Source organism: Thauera butanivorans (assembly GCF_048398245.1).
In the GTDB taxonomy this organism is placed as follows: Bacteria; Pseudomonadota; Gammaproteobacteria; order Burkholderiales; family Rhodocyclaceae; genus Thauera; species Thauera butanivorans.
Window position 1 is genome coordinate 902,344 of the sequence record NZ_CP183038.1, and the last position, 20,976, is coordinate 923,319.

Annotated in this window: 17 protein-coding genes; 13 read left to right on the forward strand and 4 right to left on the reverse strand. The window is 66.5% G+C overall.

The annotated features are described in order from the left end of the window. Window positions 1–17 precede the first annotated feature (17 nt). Window positions 18–1,364 (reverse strand): D-alanyl-D-alanine carboxypeptidase/D-alanyl-D-alanine-endopeptidase, encoded by a 1,347-nt coding sequence (dacB, locus tag ACNQFN_RS04335; protein WP_369404220.1) that lies wholly within the window; start codon window positions 1,362–1,364, stop codon window positions 18–20. Window positions 1,365–1,622: 258 nt separating this feature from the next. Between dacB and ACNQFN_RS04340 the strand changes: the two genes are divergently transcribed. Then, window positions 1,623–1,988, forward strand: coding sequence for a hypothetical protein (locus ACNQFN_RS04340; RefSeq protein ID WP_068639025.1), 366 nt, complete (start codon window positions 1,623–1,625; stop codon window positions 1,986–1,988). A 96-nt stretch (window positions 1,989–2,084) separates the two neighbouring features. Here the strand turns inward: ACNQFN_RS04340 and lysA are convergent, their stop codons facing one another. Both lysA and lptM read right to left on the reverse strand, forming a co-directional pair. Beyond that, window positions 2,085–3,365, reverse strand: coding sequence for a diaminopimelate decarboxylase (gene lysA / locus ACNQFN_RS04345; RefSeq protein ID WP_418648088.1), 1,281 nt, complete (start codon window positions 3,363–3,365; stop codon window positions 2,085–2,087). 10 nt (window positions 3,366–3,375) lie between these two features. Further along, window positions 3,376–3,576 (reverse strand): LPS translocon maturation chaperone LptM, encoded by a 201-nt coding sequence (lptM, locus tag ACNQFN_RS04350; protein ID WP_068639029.1) that lies wholly within the window; start codon window positions 3,574–3,576, stop codon window positions 3,376–3,378. Between the two features lie 36 nt (window positions 3,577–3,612). On the opposite strand from lptM, the gene cyaY reads away from it, so the two are divergent. Beyond that, complete coding sequence (gene cyaY / locus ACNQFN_RS04355) at window positions 3,613–3,939, forward strand: iron donor protein CyaY (RefSeq protein WP_068639031.1); 327 nt, start codon at window positions 3,613–3,615, stop codon at window positions 3,937–3,939. Window positions 3,940–3,980: 41 nt separating this feature from the next. Here cyaY and ACNQFN_RS04360 read toward each other — a convergent pair whose 3' ends face one another. Then, window positions 3,981–6,377, reverse strand: a complete 2,397-nt coding sequence (locus tag ACNQFN_RS04360) for a penicillin-binding protein 1A (protein WP_418648089.1) — start codon at window positions 6,375–6,377, stop codon at window positions 3,981–3,983. Window positions 6,378–6,564: 187 nt separating this feature from the next. Between ACNQFN_RS04360 and ACNQFN_RS04365 the strand changes: the two genes are divergently transcribed. The 11 genes from ACNQFN_RS04365 to ACNQFN_RS04415 all read left to right on the forward strand — a co-directional run bounded on the left by ACNQFN_RS04365 (window position 6,565) and on the right by ACNQFN_RS04415 (window position 20,973). Beyond that, window positions 6,565–7,641 (forward strand): pilus assembly protein PilM, encoded by a 1,077-nt coding sequence (locus ACNQFN_RS04365; protein ID WP_418648090.1) that lies wholly within the window; start codon window positions 6,565–6,567, stop codon window positions 7,639–7,641. Further along, on the forward strand, window positions 7,638–8,243 hold the full coding sequence (locus tag ACNQFN_RS04370) for a PilN domain-containing protein (protein ID WP_068639036.1): 606 nt from the start codon (window positions 7,638–7,640) through the stop codon (window positions 8,241–8,243). The genes ACNQFN_RS04365 and ACNQFN_RS04370 overlap by 4 nt, the downstream gene beginning before the upstream one ends. Next, the gene (locus ACNQFN_RS04375; protein ID WP_418648091.1) at window positions 8,240–8,923 is read left to right on the forward strand and encodes a type 4a pilus biogenesis protein PilO; all 684 of its coding nucleotides are present in this window, start codon (window positions 8,240–8,242) and stop codon (window positions 8,921–8,923) included. Before ACNQFN_RS04370 ends, ACNQFN_RS04375 begins: the two co-directional genes overlap by 4 nt. Further along, window positions 8,920–9,441, forward strand: a complete 522-nt coding sequence (locus ACNQFN_RS04380; protein ID WP_418648092.1) for a pilus assembly protein PilP — start codon at window positions 8,920–8,922, stop codon at window positions 9,439–9,441. Before ACNQFN_RS04375 ends, ACNQFN_RS04380 begins: the two co-directional genes overlap by 4 nt. Continuing rightward, window positions 9,438–11,612: a type IV pilus secretin PilQ gene (gene pilQ, locus ACNQFN_RS04385; RefSeq protein WP_418648093.1), complete on the forward strand. Its 2,175-nt coding sequence runs from the start codon at window positions 9,438–9,440 to the stop codon at window positions 11,610–11,612. The genes ACNQFN_RS04380 and pilQ overlap by 4 nt, the downstream gene beginning before the upstream one ends. A 104-nt stretch (window positions 11,613–11,716) precedes the next feature. Next, entirely contained in the window at window positions 11,717–12,262 is a 546-nt protein-coding gene (locus ACNQFN_RS04390; RefSeq protein ID WP_418648094.1) for a shikimate kinase, read from the forward strand. Next, window positions 12,250–13,332, forward strand: coding sequence for a 3-dehydroquinate synthase (gene aroB, locus ACNQFN_RS04395; protein ID WP_418648095.1), 1,083 nt, complete (start codon window positions 12,250–12,252; stop codon window positions 13,330–13,332). The genes ACNQFN_RS04390 and aroB overlap by 13 nt, the downstream gene beginning before the upstream one ends. Window positions 13,333–13,364: 32 nt before the next feature. Further along, complete coding sequence (locus tag ACNQFN_RS04400; protein ID WP_418648096.1) at window positions 13,365–14,489, forward strand: deoxyguanosinetriphosphate triphosphohydrolase; 1,125 nt, start codon at window positions 13,365–13,367, stop codon at window positions 14,487–14,489. A 63-nt stretch (window positions 14,490–14,552) separates the two neighbouring features. Next, window positions 14,553–14,816 (forward strand): hypothetical protein, encoded by a 264-nt coding sequence (locus ACNQFN_RS04405; protein WP_418648097.1) that lies wholly within the window; start codon window positions 14,553–14,555, stop codon window positions 14,814–14,816. A gap of 10 nt (window positions 14,817–14,826) precedes the next feature. Beyond that, the gene (locus ACNQFN_RS04410; protein ID WP_418648098.1) at window positions 14,827–19,509 is read left to right on the forward strand and encodes a glutamate synthase-related protein; all 4,683 of its coding nucleotides are present in this window, start codon (window positions 14,827–14,829) and stop codon (window positions 19,507–19,509) included. Beyond that, on the forward strand, window positions 19,510–20,973 hold the full coding sequence (locus ACNQFN_RS04415; protein WP_418648099.1) for a glutamate synthase subunit beta: 1,464 nt from the start codon (window positions 19,510–19,512) through the stop codon (window positions 20,971–20,973). The last annotated feature ends 3 nt before the right edge of the window (window positions 20,974–20,976 follow it).

The window sequence follows — 20,976 nt, forward strand, 5'->3', positions numbered from 1 at the left end:
GATGCCGGCCGGTCCCTTCAGGGCTGGCCGGCCCAGACCCACTCCAGCAGCGCGTCCTGCGCGGCGGCACTGGCGGCCGCTTCGGGGTGGTTCACCATCATCACCAGCGCATGGCGCCGGCCGTGGCGGTCGAGCAGGTAGCCGGCGATCGCGCGCACGCCGTTCAGCGTACCGGTCTTGATGTGGGCCTGGCCGCCGGCAGGGCTGTTGCGCAGGCGGTTGCGCGCCGTGCCGTCGAGGCCGGCGACAGGCAGCGCCGAGATGAATTCCGGCATCCACGGCCGCTGCCACGCGAGCAGCAGCAGCCTGCCCAGGGTGTCGGCGCGGATGCGCTCGATGCGCGACAGGCCCGAGCCGTTTTCGATCACCAGACCATCGACGTCGAGGCCGGCCGCAGCGAGCTGCGCGATCGTGGCGCGGGCGCCCGCGGCGACCATGTCCGGCGCATCGCTGGCCGGGCCGGCGAGGAAGGCGCCGAGATCGGCCAGCAACTGGCGGGCGATGACGTTGCTCGACCATTTGTTCATGTCGCGCACGATGTCGGCGAGCGGTGGCGATTCGTGGCTCAGCAGGGTGCGCACGCCGGGCGGGGCGATGCCGTCGCGTACCTGGCCGTCGAGCCGGCCGCCGGCTTCCGACCACAGCGTGGCGACCAGCGCGGCGCCGTATTCGGCCGGCGGCAGCGGTGCCGCGCTCCAGGTGCGCGGACCGCAGGCTGCCGGCAGGCTGCCGCTGAGCACGAGGCGGCGGCCGGGCTCGATCCGCGCTTCGAGATCGCGGTACCAGACGTCGCAGTTGCTGGTGGAAGTCTGCAGACGGTTGTCGATGATGACACCGGCCAGCGGCGGTTCGGCGACCACGGTCACCGATTCATTGTTGCCGTTGCCGGGGAAGAGCGCGAGCTGCAGGGTGTTGTAGTGCATCAGCAGGCCGTGCGGGCCGCTGTTGTAGGGGCGCAGGCCGCGGCCGTCGAAGGCGTCCGGGTCGTGCGGCGGCAGTTTCAGCACGGAGGCGTCGAGCACGATGTCGCCGCCGATCCGGTCGATGCCGAGTCCGCGCAGGCGCCGCAGCAGTTTTGTGATCCTCTCCTGGTCCAGCACCGGGTCGCCGCTGCCGACGACGTACAGGTCGCCGTCCAGCATGCCCCCGGCGACGGTGGCGTTGCTGGCGAGCCGGGTCGTCCAGGTCCAGGCGGGGCCGAGCCGGTCGAGTGCGGCAAAAGCGGTGACGAGCTTCATCACCGAGGCCGGATTCATCGCTTTGCCGGCATTGAAGGTCATGCCGGGTCGTGCCGCGTCTACCGGCTGTACCCAGACCGATACCGCATCCTCGGCGATCCGGGCGCGTTCGAGCGCCAGTTTCACCGACGGTGGAAGCCTGTCGGCGGCGAAGACGGGTGGTGCGAACAGGATCAGCGCGCCGCAAAGCAGGCTCAGATAGTGGCAGAATCGCTGGAATAGTGCACTGCAGCACGGTGGGCGCCGGAAAGGGCGGAGGCGTGCTGCTGCGTGACGATAGAATGGGGCTGATGGAGACTGCGATGAAAACAGGATACGCCTGTGGGATTTCATGGGTACAGGTGCCGGGAGCATGTGCTCCGGCTTGATTGCTGAGTATCGAGAATGAGTGGATTCGGACATTATGCGCGCACGGCCGACGAGCTCGAGCGCGAAATCTACAAGCGCGGCCTGGCGCTGGGGCTGGACTGGGACGACCAGACCCGGATGCGGGAACTGGCCCGCCAGGCGCTGAGCGCCGAACCGGGGGGCGTGATGAAGCTCCTGCGCAGCCCGGTCCGCCAGGACAAGCTCACGGGCGAACTGTTTGCCCTGGCCGATCTGATGCTCGACACCATGCGCCAGAGCGCGCAGATCGGTGTGCATACCAGCGGTGGCAGGGCCTGGAAGGCCTTCGGTCGGGCACTCTATCAGGAGTCCGAAGGCCTTGGCGAGGGGACGGCCGAATCACTGGGAACACCGTCCCGGTAGGAGCGGCTTCAGCCGCGAAAACAGCGCGTGGGCAACAATCAGACCCTGTTCGCGGCTGAAGCCGCTCCTACGTGGCTCGTCCGATCACTTGGTCTTTCAGGCTAGCGGCTTCTCGTCTGCGAACAGCGCGGCGACGGTTTCGCGCGCGCGCACCAGATGCGCCTGCTCGCCATCGACGATGACTTCGGCGGCACGCGGCCGGGTGTTGTAGTTGGAACTCATCGTCATGCCGTAGGCGCCGGCCGACAGGATGGCGAGGAGGTCGCCTTCGGCCACGGCGAGCCGGCGTTCGCGGGCCAGGAAATCGCCGCTTTCGCAGATCGGGCCGACGATGTCGTAGATCTGCGAATCGGCGCAGGGCGCCGCGACTTCGACCACCTCGTGCCAGGCGTCGTACAGCGCCGGGCGGGCGAGGTCGTTCATGGCGGCGTCGACGATGGCGAAGTTCTTCGTCTCGCCGGGCTTCAGGTATTCGACGCGGGTCAGCAGCAGGCCGGCGTTGCCGACCAGCGAGCGGCCGGGCTCGAAGCACAGTTCCTCGCTGCGGCCTTCGAACACCTTCAGCAGCGGCGCCAGGTAGTCGGCCACCACCGGTGGCGCTTCGTCGCGATAGCGGATGCCGAGGCCGCCGCCGAGGTCGATGTGGTCGAGCGTGATGCCGTCGCTGGCGAGGCGATCGACCAGGTCGGCGACTTTCTGCGCGGCTTCGGCCATCGGCGCCGGGTCGAGCAGCTGCGAGCCGATGTGGCAGGCGACGCCGCAGATGCGCAGGTTCGGCAGCGCCGCGGCGCGGCGGTAGAGCGTCTGCGCGTCGGCGAAGGCGACGCCGAACTTGTTGCCCTTGAGCCCGGTGGAGATGTAGGGGTGGGTCTTCGGATCGACGTCCGGATTGACGCGCAAGGCCACCGGCGCCAGCACGTCCATCTCGCCGGCGATCGCGTCGAGGCGCTCGAGTTCGGTGGCGGATTCGACGTTGAAGCAGCGGATGCCGGCTTTCAGTGCCTGGCGCATTTCGTCGCGGGTCTTGCCCACGCCCGAGAACACCACCTTGCTCGCCTGGCCGCCGGCGGCCAGCACGCGCGCCAGTTCGCCGCCGGAGACGATGTCGAAGCCCGCGCCGAGGCGGGCGAACACCGACAGGATGCCCAGGTTGGAGTTGGCCTTCACCGCGTAGCAGATCAGCGAGCGGTGGCCGGCCAGTGCCTGCTGCCAGGCTTCGAAGGCGGCGGTCAGCGCGGCTTTCGAATAGACGTAGGTCGGCGTACCGAACTTTTCGGCGATCTGCGCCAGCGAGCACCCTTCGAGAGCGAGGATGCCGTCCCGGGCGTGCAGGGTCGGCGTCGGCAGGGGACTGGGGGGGGGGGTCGAAATGCTCATCGCGTCGGGCTCATTGGATCGGCGTGTATTGGCCCGGCTGTTCGTCCGGGGCCGGTGGCTGGGAGGGTTTGCTATGATCGGCGCCCTGCACGGGCTGGCCGGAAGCGCCGGTGCCGGGCGCGGGCAGGTGAAGCGGGCCCTTGATGCCACAGGCCGACAGCAGCGCGCAGGCAAGCGCGATCACGGTAAGTTTGGCTCGCATCGCCATCATTCACGAAAAACCGGAATGCTATCAGAAGGAATCCGCATGGAAGAGTCCGCATTCAACATGCTGGCCGAGGCCGAACTGGCGCGCATCGAGAACGCCTTCGATGCCTGTGGCGCCGACATCGACATCGAGCCCAAGCCCGGTGGCGTGCTCGAGATCGAATTCGACAACGGCAGCAAGATGATCATCAACCGCCATACGGCTGCCCGCGAGATCTGGGTCGCAGCCAGGTCAGGGGGCTTTCACTTCCGCCCGGTGGAGGGCGCCTGGCGCAATACCCGCGACGATGGCGAACTGTGGGCGATGCTGGCGGTGCTGGCGAGCGAACAGGCGGGCGAGGCCGTCACCCTGGTCCGCCCGTACTGAAGCCGGGGGCGCCGAGCCGGGGGCGCTGAAGCCCGCGATGCTCAGCGCCGGATCGGCACCGGCATGCGGTCTTCGACCGGGGCAGGGGCCTGCGCGGCCGGTATGGGCGGCGGCGGGATGGCCTCTTCCGGCGCTTCCAGCGCCGGCCCGTGGTCCGACGCGAACATCTGCCGCAGCCAGTCGGGTGCGAGCGGCGGTTCGGGCGGATCGTATTCGGCGTACTGGTAATCCTGGCGGCTGCCGTCGCCGGCCTCGATCTGGATCAGGCCGCCGGGGCGGGGGCGCTGGATTTCCGGCGTACCTGCGAGCGCAGTGCGCATGTAGTCGATCCAGATCGGTAGCGCCGCGGCGCCGCCGGTCTCGCCCCGGCCCAGATTGCGCGGCTGGCTGAAGCCGACCCAGGACACGGCCACCAGGTCGGGGTTGTAGCCACAGAACCAGGCGTCCAGGTAGTCGTTGGTGGTACCGGTCTTGCCGGCGAGGTCGTTGCGCTTGAGGCTGCGGGCACGCGCGGCAGTGCCGCGCGACACCACGTCCTGCAGCATCGAATCCATCAGCCAGGCATTGCGCGGATCCAGCACGCGCGGTGCGCTCTCGCTCGCGACCGGCGGATCGGTGCGCGCGATCAGCTTGCCGTTGCCGTCGTAGATTTCCTTGACCACGTAGGGATCGACGCGGAAGCCGCCGTTGGCGAACACGGCGTAGCCGCCGGCCAGTTCCCAGGGCGTGACGCTGCCCGCGCCCAGCGCCATCGGCAGGTAGGGCGGGTTCTTGGCCGAGTCGAAGCCGAAGCGGCCGATGTAGTCTTGGGCATAGCGCGGCGTGATGTCCTGCAGGATGCGGATCGACACCATGTTCTTGGAACGGGCGAGGGCGTCGCGGATCGTCATCGGCCCGGCGTACCTGCCATCGTAGTTCTTCGGTTCCCAGGCCTGGCTGCCGGTGACGCCAGGGGGGAAGTACAACGGCTCGTCGTCGACGACGTGGCCCGGGCCATAGCCGCGCTCGAGCGCGGCGGAGTAGATGAAGGGCTTGAAGCTGGAGCCCGGCTGGCGCTGGCCCTGGGTGACGTGGTTGAACTTGCTGCGGTTGAAATCGAAGCCGCCGACCAGGGCGCGTACCGCGCCGTCGCGCGGATCGATCGCCACCAGCGCCGATTGCACTTCGGGAACCTGGCTGATTTCCCAGCCGTCCTTGCCGGTATCGCGGATGCGGACGATGGCGCCGCGGCGGATGCGCCGCGTCTGCGGCGCCTTGTCTGCAAGCATCGGCGCGGCGAAGCGCAGGCCATTGCCGCTGATCTCGATCTCTTCGCCACGGCGATAGACCGTGACCTGCTTGGTCGAGGCCTGCAGCACCACCGCGGCGAGGAGGTCGTCGTAGTCGCTGCGGCCTGCCAGCAACTCGTCGAGCTGTTCGGGCGCGGCATCGTTCGGCGGCAGCTCGGCGAAGGCTTCCGGGCCGCGGTAGCCGTGGCGCCGGTCGTAGTCCATGACGCCCTTGCGCAGCGCGGCGTAGGCGGCTTCCTGATCCTTGCGGGTGACGGTGGTGAAGATGCGGATACCCAGTTCGTAGGCCTTGTCGCCGAACTGCTCGACTGCGATCTGGCGTGCCATTTCGGCGACATAGTCGCCATGGATGCTGCTTTCCTGCGGTTTTCCTGCGGCGGTGATGTCGCGCCGGTTGCGGGTCGGCGTGGCGGCGGCGATGGCGTTCTCGAAGTCGCTCGGCGTGATGATGCCGGTCTCGACCATGCGGCGCAGCACGTATTGCTGGCGCAGCGCGGCGCGCGCGGGGTTGACGACGGGATTGAAGGCGGAGGGCGCTTTCGGCAGCCCGGCCAGCATCGCCGCCTCGGGCAGGGTCAGTTCGTCCAGGGTCTTGCCGTAGTAGGTTCGTGCCGCCGCGGCAAAGCCGTAGGCACGCTGGCCCAGGTAGATCTGGTTGATGTAGAGCTCGAGGATCTGGTCCTTGCTCAGTTCGTGCTCGATCTTGAACGAGAGCAGGATTTCATAGAGCTTGCGGTTGTAGGTCTTCTCGCGCGTCAGGAAGAAGTTCCGCGCCACCTGCATGGTGATCGTCGACGCGCCCTGCCCGCGGCCGCCGGTGGTCAGGTTGGACAACGCGGCGCGGGCGATGCCCACCGGATCGACACCGGCATGCTCGTAGAAGCGCTCGTCCTCGGCGGCCAGGATCGCATGCTTGAGCAGCGCCGGAACCTCGGCAATGCGAACCACATCACGGCGCTCCTCACCGAACTCGCCCAGGAGGTAGCCATCCGATGTATATACTCGCAACGGGACGCGGGGCTGGTAGTCGGTCAGGGACTCCAGCGAAGGAAGATTGGGCCAGGCGAACAGCGTGATCGCTGCCAGCGTGGCAAGGCCGAGAACCACCAGCGCCAGCAGCGCCGCGATCGGATAGAGGACCCAGCGCATCAGCAGTCCAGGAAACGTCGTTTGGGGTGCGCATTATACGAGATGGTCCCGAGGCTGGCGGTTTCCAGCGGTTTCCTGGTGTGAAGCGTGATGCAGTTTGCTTTGCACAAACTGAAACTTATTGATACGATTTCAGGGCAAAAATCAAGTTTTGCTCGTAACATGAAGAAATGTAAGGACTTTCTTTGTGATTGAACTCCCCTTCTTCGGTTCTGCGGCAAGCCAGCTGGCAGGGCTCGATATTTCATCTTCATCGGTCAAGCTCGTCGAGCTGTCCGGGGGGGACAAGGAAGCTTACAAAGTCGAGCGCTACGCCATCGAGCCCTTGCCGCGCGACGCCGTCGTCGATGGCAACATCGCCAATCTCGAGGCGGTCGGCGAAGCGGTGCGCCGCGCGTTCAGGCGCTTCGGCGCCGGCATCAAGAATGTCGCCATGGCGCTGCCGGCCTCGTCCGTCATCACCAAGCGGATCATCCTGCCCGCCGGTTTGCGCGAGCAGGAGATGGAGGTCGCGGTCGAGTCCGAGGCCAATCAATACATCCCGTTCGCGATCGACGAGGTCAATCTCGATTTCCAGGTCATCGGCCCGGCAGCAGGCAGCCCGGGCGAGCTCGAAGTGCTGGTCGCCGCATCGCGCAAGGACAAGGTCGAAGACCGCGTCGCCGTTGCCCAGGCCGCCGGCGTGAAGGCCACGGTGATCGACGTCGAGTCCTTCGCGATCGAGGCGGCGCTCGGGCTGGTCAGCAGGCAGTTGCCGAATGCCGGCCAGGACAAGGTGATCGGCCTCATCGACGCCGGTGCGAACGTGATGAACGTCAGCGTGTTCCGCAACCGGCAGCAGGTCTATGTGCGGGAGCAGGCCTTCGGCGGCAACCAGCTGACGCAGGACATCGCGCGGCAGTATGGCATGAGCGTCGATGAGGCCGAGGCGGCCAAGCGTGCGGACTCGCTGCCCGATACCTATCGCCGGGACCTGATGCGCCCCTTCCTCGACAACCTGGCGCTCGAGATCTCGCGCGCGCTGCAGTTCTTCTTCACCTCCACCCAGTACAACCGGGTGGACCATCTCGTGCTGGCAGGCGGCTGCGCGATGATGCCTGGCCTGGCCGACGTCGTCGCTGCGCGTACCCAGGTCGAGACCATCGTCGGCAATCCCTTCGCCGGCATGACCATCTCGTCCAAGGTGAGGCCGAAGAACCTGCTGGCCGACGCGCCGTGCCTGATGGTCGCCTGCGGGCTGGCCCTGCGGAGGTTCGACGAATGATCCGTATCAACCTGCTGCCGCACCGCGCGGAGAAGCGCAAGCAGCGCCGCACGCAGTTCTACGTGCTGTCGGCGGCGATGATCGTGCTGGGGGCGCTGATCGGTCTGCTGGTGCATTCGATCTACGCCGGCTACATCGAGCGGCAGGAGTCGCGCAACGCTTTCCTGAAGGCCGAGATCGCCAAGCTCGACCAGCAGATCGCCGAAATTCGCCGCCTGAAAGAGCAGATCGACGCCTTGCTGGTGCGCAAGAAGGTCATCGAGGATCTGCAGAGCACGCGCGCGGAGTCGGTCCATCTGCTCAACGAACTGGCCAGGGGCATACCCGAGGGGGTATATCTGAAGTCGGTCAAGCAGACGGGCAGCCGCATCACCCTGGTCGGCTATGCCCAGTCCAATGCGCGCGTATCGCATCTGATGCGCAACCTCGAGGACTCTCCGTTCCTCGAGCGGCCGACGCTGGTCGAGACCAAGGCGGCGACGGTCGATCAGCGGCGTGTCAGCGAATTCAACCTCGGTATCGGAATCGAGCGGCCGAAGCTCGAAGAGCCGGCTGCCGAGGCCACCAGCAGCGCCGCGCAGGCGAACAGGAGGCGCAAGTGAAAGCGGCCGGCACGCTCAAGGGGGCGCGGAAGATCGATTTCAAGCGGCTGGCGCAGGACTTCAAGGGGCTCGATCCGAACGACCCCGGCATGTGGCCGCTGGCGCCGAGGGTGGCCGTCATGGCCGGGCTGCTCGCGGCGGTGCTCGGCGCCTTCTGGTGGTTCGACTGGCAGGAGCAGGCGGACACCCTGGCCCAGCGCGAACAGGAAGAAGTGCAACTGCGCGACAGCTGGGTGGCGAAGAAGCGCCAGGCCGTCAATCTCGATGAACACCGCCGTCAGTTGGCCGAGATCGACCGGCAGTTCGGTGCCCTGCTGAAGCAGCTGCCGAATCGCGCTGAAATGGATTCGCTGCTGTCCGACATCAACCAGGCGGGGCTGGGCCGTGGACTGCAATTCGAGCTGTTCAAGCCGGGCAACAACGTGGTCAAGGAGTTCTACGCCGAGATGCCGATCGACATCCGCGTCACCGGCAACTATCACGAGCTGGGCGAGTTCGCCGGCGACGTCGCCCGCATGCCGCGCATCGTCACGCTGAACAACCTCGCGATCAACACCGACAAGGACGGCCGGCTCAAGCTCGAAGCCAAGGCGATCACCTACCGCTATCTGGACGAGGACGAGATCGCCAAGCAGCGCCAGGATGCCAAGGCTGCGTCAGCCAAGGGGAGGAGACGATGATGCGTGCGTTGGTCCTCGCCTGCGCCGCCGCCATGCTCGGGGCGTGCAGCAGCGGTGAGCAGGAGGATATCCGTGCCTGGATGGACGAGCAGGCCAGGGGCATGCGCGGCTCGGTCAAGGCGCTGCCGGAGATCAAGCCGTTTCCCGTCGTCGAATACGTCGGCAGTGCTGCGGACGACCCCTTCTCCAAGGGGCGCATGGAAGTCGAGAAACGGGTGAGCAGTTCGCTGCGGCCCGATCTCGAGCGCCGCAAGGAGCCGCTCGAGGCCTATCCGCTCGAGTCGCTGCGCATGGTCGGCGTGCTGTCGCAGGGCAAAAGCAACCGCGCGCTCGTGCTTGCGGGCAAGAACCTGCATCAGGTCAAGGTCGGGAATTACATGGGACAGAACTTCGGCGTGGTCACGAGCATCGGCGAGAGCGCGATGACCCTGAAGGAACTCGTCGAGGATGTGCAGGGCGACTGGGTCGAGCGGATCAGCACGCTGACCCTGCAGGAGCGGCAGGAGGCCGGGAGATGATGAAACACATTCGAGTTTGGGTGCTGGCCACGGCTTTTGCGGGGCTCGTGCCGATGCCTGCCGCATTGGCCCAGGACGCGGTGCAGGCGCAGAGCCGGACGAACCAGATCGAGGGGCTGGAAGTCGCGCAGCACGACGACGGGATCTACCTGCGCCTGACGATGAAGGAGCCGCTGGCGAGCCCGCCGCCGAGTTTCAGCGTCGCCAGCCCCGCCCGCATCGCCTTCGATTTCCGCGACACCGGCAATGCGCTGGGGCGCAGCGTGCAGAGCATCGAGCAGGGCGATCTGCGCAGCGCCAACATCGTCCAGGCCGGCGACCGCACGCGGCTGGTGCTCAACCTGGCCAAGCTCAGTCCGTATGAGACGCGCATCGATGGCCGCAACCTCGTCATCGCCATCCGTTCGGGCAATGCGCAGGATGCGCGCGGCTCCGTGGTGGCGCAGGCGCAGGGCAACTTCGCCGAATCCCGGGTCGCTGTCGGCGGCGGCATGGCGGTGCGCGACATCAACTTCCGCCGCGGCATCGAAGGCGAAGGGCGGGTCGTCGTCGACCTGTCGAGCCCGGATGCGGGCATCGACATCCGCCAGCAGGGCGGCAACCTGGTCGTCGAGTTCCTCAAGACCTCGCTGCCCGAGCACCTGCGCCGACGCTCCGATGTGATCGACTTCGGCACGCCGGTGACGGCGATGGCCGCGCAGCAGGCGGGCGACAACGTGCGCCTGACGGTGGTGCCGAACGGCTTGTGGGAGCACAACGCCTACCAGAGCGACAACCGCTTCGTGCTCGAAGTCAAGCGCGTGCTCGAGGACCCCAACAAGCTCGTCCAGGGCGCGCGCGGCCAGTACCAGGGCGAGAAGCTGTCGCTGAACTTCCAGAACATCGACGTGCGCTCGGTGCTGCAGGTCATCGCCGATTTCACCGACTTCAACATCATCACCTCCGACTCGGTGCAGGGCAGCCTGACGCTGCGCCTGAAGGATGTGCCCTGGGACCAGGCGCTGGACATCATCCTGCAGGCCAAGGGCCTGGACATGCGCAAGAACGGCAACGTGATCTGGATCGCGCCGGGTGATGAACTGGCGGCGCGCGAGAAACTGCAGCTCGAGGCCAGGGCCCAGATCATCGATCTGGAGCCGCTGTCCACCGAGAGCTTCCAGATCAACTACCACAAGGCCAAGGAAATCTTCGATTTCCTCAAGGGCAAGGACCAGACCATCCTGTCCAAGCGCGGCAGCGTGGTGGTCGACGAGCGCAGCAACAAGCTTTTCGTCACCGACGTCGGCACCCGCCTGCAGGCTTTGCGCCGGCTGGTGCAGGAGATCGATTTCGCGCCGCGCCAGGTCATGATCGAAGCGCGCATCGTCGAGGCCAGCAAGACCTTCTCGCGTGACCTGGGTGTGCGCATGGGACTGGGCAGCCTGGGACTCGCGTCGGTTGGGCGGTTGGGGAAAGTCGGCTTCGGCAAGGGTGTGTTCGGCGAAACGACGGTCGACGAAAATGGTGTGGCGACATTCGAACCCGCTACGGGCAGCGGGGATAACATCAACTCGATCGGCCGGCTCCTGACTCCTGGCGGCGATGCGAACAGCGGGCCAGGTGGTGTCACCAGCGGTTTCGGCAATCTGAACCTGACCCTGTTCAACAACAAGTTCACTCGATTCCTGAACCTCGAACTCCATGCGCAGGAAACCGACGGCCGCATCCGCCTGGTGTCCAGCCCGCGCGTGCTGACCGCGAACCAGGTCGAGGCGCTGATCGAACAGGGCAATGAGATTCCCTACCAGGAGGCGAGCAGCTCCGGCGCGACCAGCGTGTCGTTCAAGAAGGCCGTGCTGTCGCTGAAAGTGACGCCGCAGATCACGCCCGATGGCCGGATGCGATTGACGATCGAGGTGAACAAGGATTCGCGCGGCCCGACGACCAACGGCATTCCGTCGATCGACACCAAGAAGGTCAAGAGCGAAGTCCTGATCGAGAACGGCGGCACGGTCGTGATCGGCGGCATCTATGAAGAGGTCGATTCGAACGATGTCGAGCAGGTGCCGCTGCTGGGCGACATCCCGGTGCTGGGGCATCTGTTCAAGACCCGGCAGAGAGTCTCCGACAGCCGCGAACTGCTGGTCTTCATCACGCCGCGCATCGTTGCCGACACGCTGACGCTGCGGTAAGCCGCTGCGCTGCTGATACAATGCCGGGGCGGGCATCCTGCGTGGATGCCCGCCTTTTTACCTTTCGTGTTTCCCTTTCCATTTCGACTTCCGGCGAATCGCGCGTGAGCTGCTTGATACTGATCGGCATGATGGGAGCCGGCAAGACCACGGTCGGCAAGGAGCTTGCGCGCCGGCGCAAGGTCCGTTTCGCCGATTGCGACCAGGAGATCATCGCCCGTACCGGGGTGAGCATTCCGACCATCTTCGAGATCGAGGGCGAGGAAGGCTTCCGCCGCCGCGAGACGCAGATGATGGACGAATTGTCGCAGGAGCCGGACATCGTCATCGCCACCGGCGGCGGTGTCGTCACCACGCCGGCCAATCGCGGCCTGATGCGCGAGCGCGGCGTGGTGGTCTATCTCGACGTGCCGCCGGCGGTGCTGTACGAGCGCACCCGCCATGACCGCAACCGCCCGCTGCTGCAGGTCGATAACCCGCGCCAGCGCATCGAGGAGCTGTACCGGCAGCGTGACCCGCTTTACCGCGAGGTGGCGCACCTGATCGTCGAAGGGGGCCGCGGCAACCCCGGCACCATGGTGCGCATGATCGAGAATGGCCTGCAGAAACTCGCCCGGCAGAAACCGAAGAGCACTCCATGCGAACCCTGAATGTCGCCCTGGGCGATCGTACCTACCCCATCCACATCGGCCGCGGCCTGCTCGACCGCGCCGAGCTGATCCTGCCGCACCTGAAGACGAAGCGCGTCGCGATCGTCACCAACGACGTCGTCGGGCCGCTGTATCTCGGCCGCTTGCGGACCACGCTGGAAGCGGCCGGCGTGCGCGTCGCCTCGGTCGTGCTGCCCGACGGCGAGGCGCACAAGGACTGGCCGACGCTGAACCTCATTTTCGACATGCTGCTGCAGGAGCGCTGCGAACGCTCGACCACGCTGGTCGCGCTCGGCGGCGGCGTCGTCGGCGACATGGGCGGCTTTGCCGCCGCCTGCTACCAGCGCGGCATGCCTTTCATCCAGATACCGACCACGCTGCTGGCGCAGGTCGATTCCTCGGTGGGCGGCAAGACCGCGATCAACCACCCGCTGGGCAAGAACATGATCGGCGCCTTCTACCAGCCCAAGCTGGTGCTGGCCGACATCGACACGCTGGCGACGCTGCCGGCGCGCGAGCTGTCCGCCGGCCTGGCCGAGGTGATCAAGTACGGCCTGATCCGCGATACCGCCTTCCTCGACTGGCTGGAGCGCGATCTCGAACGCCTGACGGCGCGCGAGCCCGAGGCGCTGGCCCACGCGATCGAAGTCTCCTGCCGCAACAAGGCCGAAGTGGTCGCCGCCGACGAGACCGAGCAGGGCGAACGCGCGCTGCTGAATCTCGGCCACACGTTCGGCCATGCCATCGAGACCGGGCTGGGCTACGGCGAGTGGCTGCACGGCGAAGCGGTGGCCGCCGGCACGATGATGGCCGCCGAGCTGTCGCGCCGCCTGGGCTGGCTGGACGAGGCGGGCGTTGCCCGCATCGCCGCCCTGTTCGAGCGCGCGGCGCTGCCGGTGCGCGGGCCAACGCTGGGTGCGGAGCGTTATCTGGAACTGATGGCGCACGACAAGAAGGTCGAGGCCGGCAGGCTGCGGCTGGTGCTGCTGCGCGCGCTTGGCAAGGGCGTGATCCACGGCGAGGCGCCGCAGGCCGACATCGCGGCGGCGATCGAGGCTTGCTGCGGCTGAGTACGGCAGTTTCCCGAAGCGAGGATGAAGCGATGCTGCAGCTTGCGCCCCATGCCGTCACCGAAGGCAATTCCCGCGGCCGCGTCCATGACGAACCGGCGCCGGTGGCGCGAGGCAACTTCCAGCGCGACCGCGACCGCATCGTCCATTCCACCGCCTTCCGGCGCCTGGAGTACAAGACCCAGGTCTTCGTCAATCACGAAGGCGACCTGTTCCGCACCCGCCTGACGCACAGCATCGAGGTCGCCCAGATCACCCGCGGCATTGCCCGCGAACTGAGCCTCAACGAGGATCTCGCCGAAGCGATCGCGCTGGCCCACGATCTCGGCCACACGCCTTTCGGCCATGCCGGCCAGGATGCGCTGAACGCCTGCATGAAGGCGCATGGCGGCTTCGAGCACAACCTGCAGTCGCTGCGCACCGTCGATGTGCTCGAAGACCGCTATGCCGGCTTCGACGGCCTGAACCTGATGTTCGAGACGCGCGAAGGCATCCTCAAGCACTGCTCGCGCACCAATGCCGAGCGTCTGGGCGAGATCGGCCAGCGCTTCCTCGACGGCACCCAGCCTTCGCTCGAAGCGCAACTCGCCAACCTTGCCGACGAGATCGCCTACAACAACCACGACGTGGACGATGGCCTGCGCTCGGGCCTGATCACGCTCGAGCAGCTCGACGAGGTGCCGCTGTTCGCCACGCAGCGGCGCGCGGCCGAGGCGCGCTGGCCAGGCTTGTCCGGGCGCCGGCTGGTCAACGAGACCGTGCGCCGCATGATCCACCTGATGGTGATCGACCTGCTGGAGCAGACCCGCGCCAACATCGCCGCCGCCGGTGTGGCCTCGCTGGACGACGTGCGCGCCGCGCCGCGGCTGGTGGCCTACTCCGAGGCGCTCCAGCCCCGCCTGCGCGAGCTGAAGCTCTTCCTGCGCGAACAGCTCTACCGCCATTATCAGGTGCTGCGCATGACCAACAAGGCGCGGCGCATCATCGGCGAGCTGTTCGCCGCCTTCATGGACGATCCCCACATCCTGCCGCCGCAGTATCAGGCGATGGCGCGCGAGGACAAGCCGCGGGCCATCGCCGACTACATCGCAGGCATGACCGACCGCTACGCGATGAAGGAACACCGGCGGCTGTTTGCCGTCGGCGAGATCCACTGAGGCAGGCTGTCTTGCTGCTCCAGAAGAGTGCTTTTTCTGGCCCGATTCCTGCTTGAAAAGGGCATGTCGCAGCGCAAAAAAATTCTTGAAGCCAGTGTTTCCGGGGCGTATAGTTTTTTTGTCAAGCTGATTTTCGATACTGATTACCAAAATGGTGCATGCAATAGTTCCATTGTGGTGCATCGGTCGATAAAGCAAGGTTTTTTGCACCAATATGGTGCGGGACATGAAGCCGGTGCGCACGCGCCCGGCTTTTTTGTGCGCGCTCGGTTTGTCTGGCGAACTTCGAATGAGAGGCCAGCGCGTGATTTCTTCTGTCGTTTTTGAGGAAAAGAAGATGGAACTGCCCCAAAAGCAGGGTCTGTACGATCCGGCCAACGAACATGATGCCTGTGGCGTGGGTTTCATCGCCCACATCAAGGGCAGGAAAACCCATGAGATCGTGCTCCAGGGCCTCGAAATCCTGAAGAATCTCGACCACCGCGGCGCGGTCGGCGCCGATCCGCTGCAGGGCGATGGCGCCGGCATCCTGATCCAGATCCCCGACCAGCTCTACCGCGAGGAAATGGCGAAGCAGGGCGTGATGCTGCCGCTGCCCGGCGAGTACGGCGTCGGCATGGTTTTCATGCCCAAGGAAGCCGCGTCGCGCCTGGCCTGTGAGGAAGAGATCGAGCGCGCCGTCGTCGCCGAAGGCCAGGTCGTGCTCGGCTGGCGCGACGTGCCGGTCAACCCCGAGATGCCGATGTCGCCGACGGTGAAGGCCAAGGAGCCGGTGATCCGCCAGATCTTCATCGGCCGCGGTGCCGACGTGATGGTCACCGAAGCGCTCGAACGCAAGCTCTACGTCGTCCGCCGCCGTGCCGCCAACGCCATCGGCGCCCTTGCCCTGAAGCACGGCAAGGAGTTCTACATGGTGTCGATGTCGGCGCGCACGGTGAACTACAAGGGCCTGCTGCTGGCCAACCAGGTCGGCGAGTACTACCTCGACCTGGTCGACCCGCGCACGGTGTCGGCGCTGTCGCTGGTGCACCAGCGCTTCTCCACCAACACCTTTCCGAAGTGGGACCTGGCCCACCCGTTCCGCTACATCGCCCACAACGGCGAGATCAACACCCTGCGTGGCAACTACAACTGGATGCGCGCGCGCGAGAAGGGCGTGCATTCGCCGCTGCTGGGCGAGGACCTGCAGAAGATCTGGCCGCTGATCTACCCCGGCCAGTCCGACTCGGCATCGTTCGACAACGCGCTCGAACTGCTGGTGATGAGCGGCTACTCGCTCGCCCACGCGATGATGATGATGATTCCCGAAGCCTGGGAATCGCACGCGCAGATGGACGAGAAGCGCCGCGCCTTCTACGAATACCATGCGGCGATGATGGAGCCGTGGGACGGCCCGGCCGCCGTGGCCTTCACCGACGGCCGCCAGATCGGCGCCACGCTCGACCGCAACGGCCTGCGTCCGGCGCGCTACCTCGTCACCGACGACGACCTCGTCGTCATGGCCTCCGAGTCCGGCGTGCTGCCGATTCCCGACAGCAAGATCGTCAAGAAGTGGCGCCTGCAGCCGGGCAAGATGTTCCTGATCGACATGGAGCAGGGCCGCATCATCGGCGACCAGGAGCTCAAGGAGTCGCTGGCCAACGCCCGCCCCTATGCCGACTGGCTGCGCCGCATCAACATCAAGCTCGATAGCCTGGCCGCCCCGCTCGGCAGCGTGGCCGACGCCGAAGGCGGGCGCGTGGCGCCGCTGCTCGACCGCCAGCAGGCCTTCGGCTACACTCAGGAAGACATCAAGTTCATCCTCGAGCCGATGGGCAAGGCCGGCGAGGAAGCGACCGGCTCGATGGGCAACGACTCGCCGCTGGCGGTGCTGTCGAGCAAGAACAAGCCGCTGTTCAACTACTTCCGCCAGCTCTTCGCCCAGGTCACCAACCCGCCGATCGACCCGATCCGCGAGCAGATGGTGATGTCGCTGGTGTCCTTCATCGGACCCAAGCCCAACCTGCTCGAAATCAACGAGATCAACCCGCCGTTCCGCCTCGAAGTGAGCCAGCCGGTGCTGGACTTCGACGGCATGGCCAAGATCCGCAACATCGCGCGCTACACGCAGAACAAGTTCCGCTCGGCCGAGCTCGACATCTGCTACCCGGTCGAGTGGGGCAAGGCGGGCGTCGAAGCGCGCCTGGCCTCGCTCTGTGCCGACGCCGAGAACGCGGTGCTGGGCGGCTACAACATCCTGATCGTGTCCGACCGCAAGCTGGCCGCCGAACGCGTCGCCATTCCGGCGCTGCTGGCGCTATCGGCGATCCACCAGCACCTGGTGGCGAAGGGCCTGCGCACCCGCGCCGGCCTGGTGGTCGAGACCGGCTCGGCGCGCGAAGTGCATCACTTCGCGGTGCTGGCCGGCTACGGCGCCGAGGCGGTGCACCCCTACCTGGCGCTCGAGACCCTGCAGCACCTCGCCGGTGACACCGAGTCGGCTGCCAAGTACGTCAAGCACTTCGTCAAGGCGATCGGCAAGGGCCTGATGAAGGTCATGTCCAAGATGGGCATCTCGACCTACATGTCGTATACCGGCGCGCAGATCTTCGAAGCCGTCGGCCTGCAGCAGGCGCTGCTCGACAAGTACTTCACCGGCACCACCAGCCAGGTCGAAGGCATCGGCCTGTTCGAGGTCATGGAAGAGGCGATCCGCCAGCACGAGGCCGCCTTCAGCGCCGACCCGGTGCTGCACGACATGCTCGACGCCGGTGGCGAATACGCCTTCCGCATCCGCGGCGAAGAGCACATGTGGACGCCGGACGCGATCGCCAAGCTGCAGCATTCGACGCGCGCGGGCAAGTTCGACACCTACAAGGAATACGCCCGCATCATCAACGACCAGGGCAAGCGCCACATGACGCTGCGCGGCCTGTTCGAACTGAAGACCGCGACCACCCCGGTGCCGCTGGAAGAAGTCGAGCCGGCCAAGGAGATCGTCAAGCGCTTCGCCACCGGCGCGATGTCGCTCGGCTCGATCTCGACCGAAGCGCACACCACGCTGGCAGTGGCGATGAACCGCATCGGCGGCAAGTCGAACACCGGCGAGGGCGGCGAGGACCCGATGCGCTTCAAGCCGCTGACCGAGGCGATCAGGCTGTCGCAGGTGATCGGCGAGAAGCGCATCGCGCGCGACCTCGAGTTGCAGGCCGGCGATTCGCTGCGCTCGGCGATCAAGCAGGTCGCCTCGGGCCGCTTTGGCGTCACCACCGAATACCTAGTCAATGCCGACCAGATCCAGATCAAGATGGCCCAGGGCGCCAAGCCCGGCGAAGGCGGCCAACTGCCCGGCCACAAGGTGTCGGAATACATCGGCTTCCTGCGCCACTCGGTGCCGGGCGTCGGCCTGATCTCGCCGCCGCCGCACCATGACATCTACTCGATCGAGGACCTGGCGCAGCTCATCCACGACCTCAAGAACACCAACCCGGCCGCGAGCATCTCGGTCAAGCTGGTGTCCGAGATCGGCATCGGCACGGTGGCGGCCGGCGTGGCCAAGGCCAAGGCCGACCACATCGTCGTCGCCGGCCATGACGGCGGCACCGGCGCCTCGCCGTGGAGCTCGATCAAGCATGCCGGCTCGCCGTGGGAGCTCGGTCTTGCCGAGACCCAGCAGACGCTGGTGCTGAACCGCCTGCGCTCGCGCATCCGCCTGCAGGTCGACGGCCAGATCAAGACCGGCCGCGACGTCGTCATCGGCGCGCTGCTGGGCGCCGACGAGTTCGGCTTCGCCACTGCGCCGCTGGTCGTCGAAGGCTGCATCATGATGCGCAAGTGCCACCTCAACACCTGCCCGGTGGGCGTGGCGACGCAAGATCCCGAACTGCGCAAGCGTTTCTCCGGCCAGCCCGAGCACGTGGTCAACTTCTTCTTCTTCGTCGCCGAGGAAGTGCGCGAGCTGATGGCGCAGCTCGGCGTGCGCAGGTTCGACGAGCTGATCGGCCGCGCCGACCTGCTCGACATGAAGGCCGGCATCTCGCACTGGAAAGCGCAGGGCCTGGACTACTCGCGCATCTTCTACCTGCCGCCGGTGCCGGCCGAGGTGCCGCGCCTGCATACCGAAGGCCAGGATCACGGCCTGGACGGCGCGCTCGACCAGCAACTGATCGCGCTGGCGAAGCCGGCGCTGGAGAAGGGCGAGAAGGTCAACATCGACCTGCCGGTGCGCAACATCAACCGCACCGTCGGTGCGATGCTGTCGGGCAAGGTGGCGGCGGCCTGGGGCCATGCCGGCTTGCCGAACGACACCATCCACATCCGCCTGAACGGCACCGCCGGCCAGAGCTTCGGCGCCTTCCTCGCGCGCGGCATCACGCTCGAACTGGTGGGCGAGGGCAACGACTACGTCGGCAAGGGCCTGTCGGGCGGCCGCATCGTGGTCAAGCCGAAGGCCGAATTCCGCGGCGATACCGGCAGCAACATCATCGTCGGCAACACCGTGCTGTACGGCGCGACCGAAGGTGAAGTCTATTTCGCCGGTGTCGCCGGCGAGCGCTTCGCGGTGCGCAACTCCGGCGCCACCGCGGTGGTGGAAGGCGTGGGCGACCACGGCTGCGAATACATGACCGGCGGCACCGTGGTGGTGCTCGGCCAGACCGGCCGCAACTTCGCCGCCGGCATGTCGGGCGGCGTCGCCTACGTGCTGGACGAGGACGGCAGCTTCGAGCAGCGCTGCAACATGGCGCAGGTCTCGCTGGAGCCGCTGCCGGACGAGATCGCCGCGCGCCAGGGCTCGGAGTCGGGCGACGAGCTCGAATCCCACGGCCGGGTCGACATCGATCACCTGACGATGGGCGACGAACTGATCCTCAAGGGCCTGATCGAGCGCCACGTCCGCTTCGCCGGCAGCGTCCGCGCCCGCGAGATCCTGAACAACTGGGCCGTCTGGCGGAAGAAGTTCGTCAAGGTGTTCCCGCATGAGTATCGTCGCGCGCTGTCCGAGATGGCGGAGCAGCGCGAAGCTGAGAAGGAGGCCGCATAAATGGGCAAGCCAACCGGATTCATCGAATATCAGCGTCTGTCCGAGGCCTACGCGCCGGTCGACAAGCGGCTGAAGAACTACAAGGAGTTCGTCGTCCGCCTGACCGACGAGCAGGCCGCGATCCAGGGCGCGCGCTGCATGGACTGCGGCGTGCCGTTCTGCAACAACGGCTGCCCGGTCAACAACATCATTCCGGACTGGAACGACCTCGTGTATCGCAACCATTGGCGCGAAGCGATCGAGGTGCTGCATTCGACCAACAACTTCCCCGAGTTCACCGGCCGCATCTGCCCCGCGCCCTGCGAGGCCGCCTGCACGCTGAACATCAACACCGATCCGGTCGGCATCAAGTCGATCGAGCACGCGATCATCGACAAGGCCTGGGACGAAGGCTGGGTCGTGCCGCAGCCGGCGGACGTGAAGACCGGCAGGAAGGTCGCGGTGGTCGGTTCCGGCCCCGCCGGCCTGGCCGCTGCCCAGCAACTGGCGCGCGCCGGCCATGAGGTGACGGTGTTCGAGAAGAACGACCGCGTCGGCGGCCTGCTGCGCTACGGCATTCCCGACTTCAAGATGGAAAAGTGGCTGATCGACCGCCGCGTCGAGCAGATGCAGGCCGAAGGCGTGCGCTTCCGCACCGGCGTGCTGGTCGGGGCGAAGGAAATGCCCGCCGGCATCGTCAACGACGCCACCGAAGTGATCAGCGCCGAACAGCTGCAGCAGGATTTCGACGCTGTCGTGTTGACCGGCGGCGCCGAAGTGCCGCGCGACCTGCCGGTGCCGGGCCGCGAACTCGGCGGCGTGCATTTCGCCCTCGAGTTCCTGATTCCGCAGAACAAGCAGGTCGCCGGCGACAAGCCCAACCCGATCTCGGCCAAGGGCAAGCACGTGGTCGTGATCGGCGGCGGCGACACCGGCTCGGACTGCGTCGGCACCTCCAACCGCCACGGCGCGGCGAGCGTGACCCAGTTCGAATTGATGCCGATGCCGCCGGTGCAGGAGAACAAGCCGCTGACCTGGCCCTACTGGCCGACCAAGCTGCGCACCTCGTCCTCGCACGAAGAGGGTTGCGAGCGCGACTTCGCCGTCGCCACCAAGGAATTCATCGGCAAGAACGGCAAGGTCAAGGCGCTGAAAGCCTGTCGCCTCGAATGGAAGGACGGCAGGATGGTCGAAGTGCCGGGTTCGGAGTTCGAGATCAAGGCCGACCTGGTGCTGTTCGCGATGGGCTTCACCAACCCGGTGGGCGGCGTGCTGGATGCCTTCGGCGTGGCCAAGGACGCGCGCGGCAACGCCAGCGCCGCCACCGATGGCGAAGGCTGCTACGCCACCAACGTGCCCAAGGTTTTCGCTGCCGGCGACATGCGCCGTGGGCAGTCGCTGGTCGTGTGGGCGATTCGCGAGGGTCGGCAGTGCGCACGTGCTGTCGACGAGTATCTGATGGGTGAAAGCCTGTTGCCGCGCTGACGG

Bases quoted from the DNA above. Each gene is read 5' to 3' on its own strand.
- lptM (WP_068639029.1), bottom strand. From the start codon at position 3,576: ATGATGGCGATGCGAGCCAAACTTACCGTGATCGCGCTTGCCTGCGCG.
- ACNQFN_RS04380 (WP_418648092.1), top strand. From the start codon at position 8,920: ATGATGCGTGCGTTGGTCCTCGCCTGCGCCGCCGCCATGCTCGGGGCG.
- ACNQFN_RS04400 (WP_418648096.1), top strand. From the start codon at position 13,365: ATGCTGCAGCTTGCGCCCCATGCCGTCACCGAAGGCAATTCCCGCGGC.
- ACNQFN_RS04410 (WP_418648098.1), top strand. From the start codon at position 14,827: ATGGAACTGCCCCAAAAGCAGGGTCTGTACGATCCGGCCAACGAACAT.
- ACNQFN_RS04405 (WP_418648097.1), top strand. From the start codon at position 14,553: ATGTCGCAGCGCAAAAAAATTCTTGAAGCCAGTGTTTCCGGGGCGTAT.
- ACNQFN_RS04370 (WP_068639036.1), top strand. From the start codon at position 7,638: ATGATCCGTATCAACCTGCTGCCGCACCGCGCGGAGAAGCGCAAGCAG.
- pilQ (WP_418648093.1), top strand. From the start codon at position 9,438: ATGATGAAACACATTCGAGTTTGGGTGCTGGCCACGGCTTTTGCGGGG.
- ACNQFN_RS04340 (WP_068639025.1), top strand. From the start codon at position 1,623: ATGAGTGGATTCGGACATTATGCGCGCACGGCCGACGAGCTCGAGCGC.
- cyaY (WP_068639031.1), top strand. From the start codon at position 3,613: ATGGAAGAGTCCGCATTCAACATGCTGGCCGAGGCCGAACTGGCGCGC.
- ACNQFN_RS04360 (WP_418648089.1), bottom strand. From the start codon at position 6,377: ATGCGCTGGGTCCTCTATCCGATCGCGGCGCTGCTGGCGCTGGTGGTT.
- lysA (WP_418648088.1), bottom strand. From the start codon at position 3,365: ATGAGCATTTCGACCCCCCCCCCCAGTCCCCTGCCGACGCCGACCCTG.
- ACNQFN_RS04415 (WP_418648099.1), top strand. From the start codon at position 19,510: ATGGGCAAGCCAACCGGATTCATCGAATATCAGCGTCTGTCCGAGGCC.
- aroB (WP_418648095.1), top strand. From the start codon at position 12,250: ATGCGAACCCTGAATGTCGCCCTGGGCGATCGTACCTACCCCATCCAC.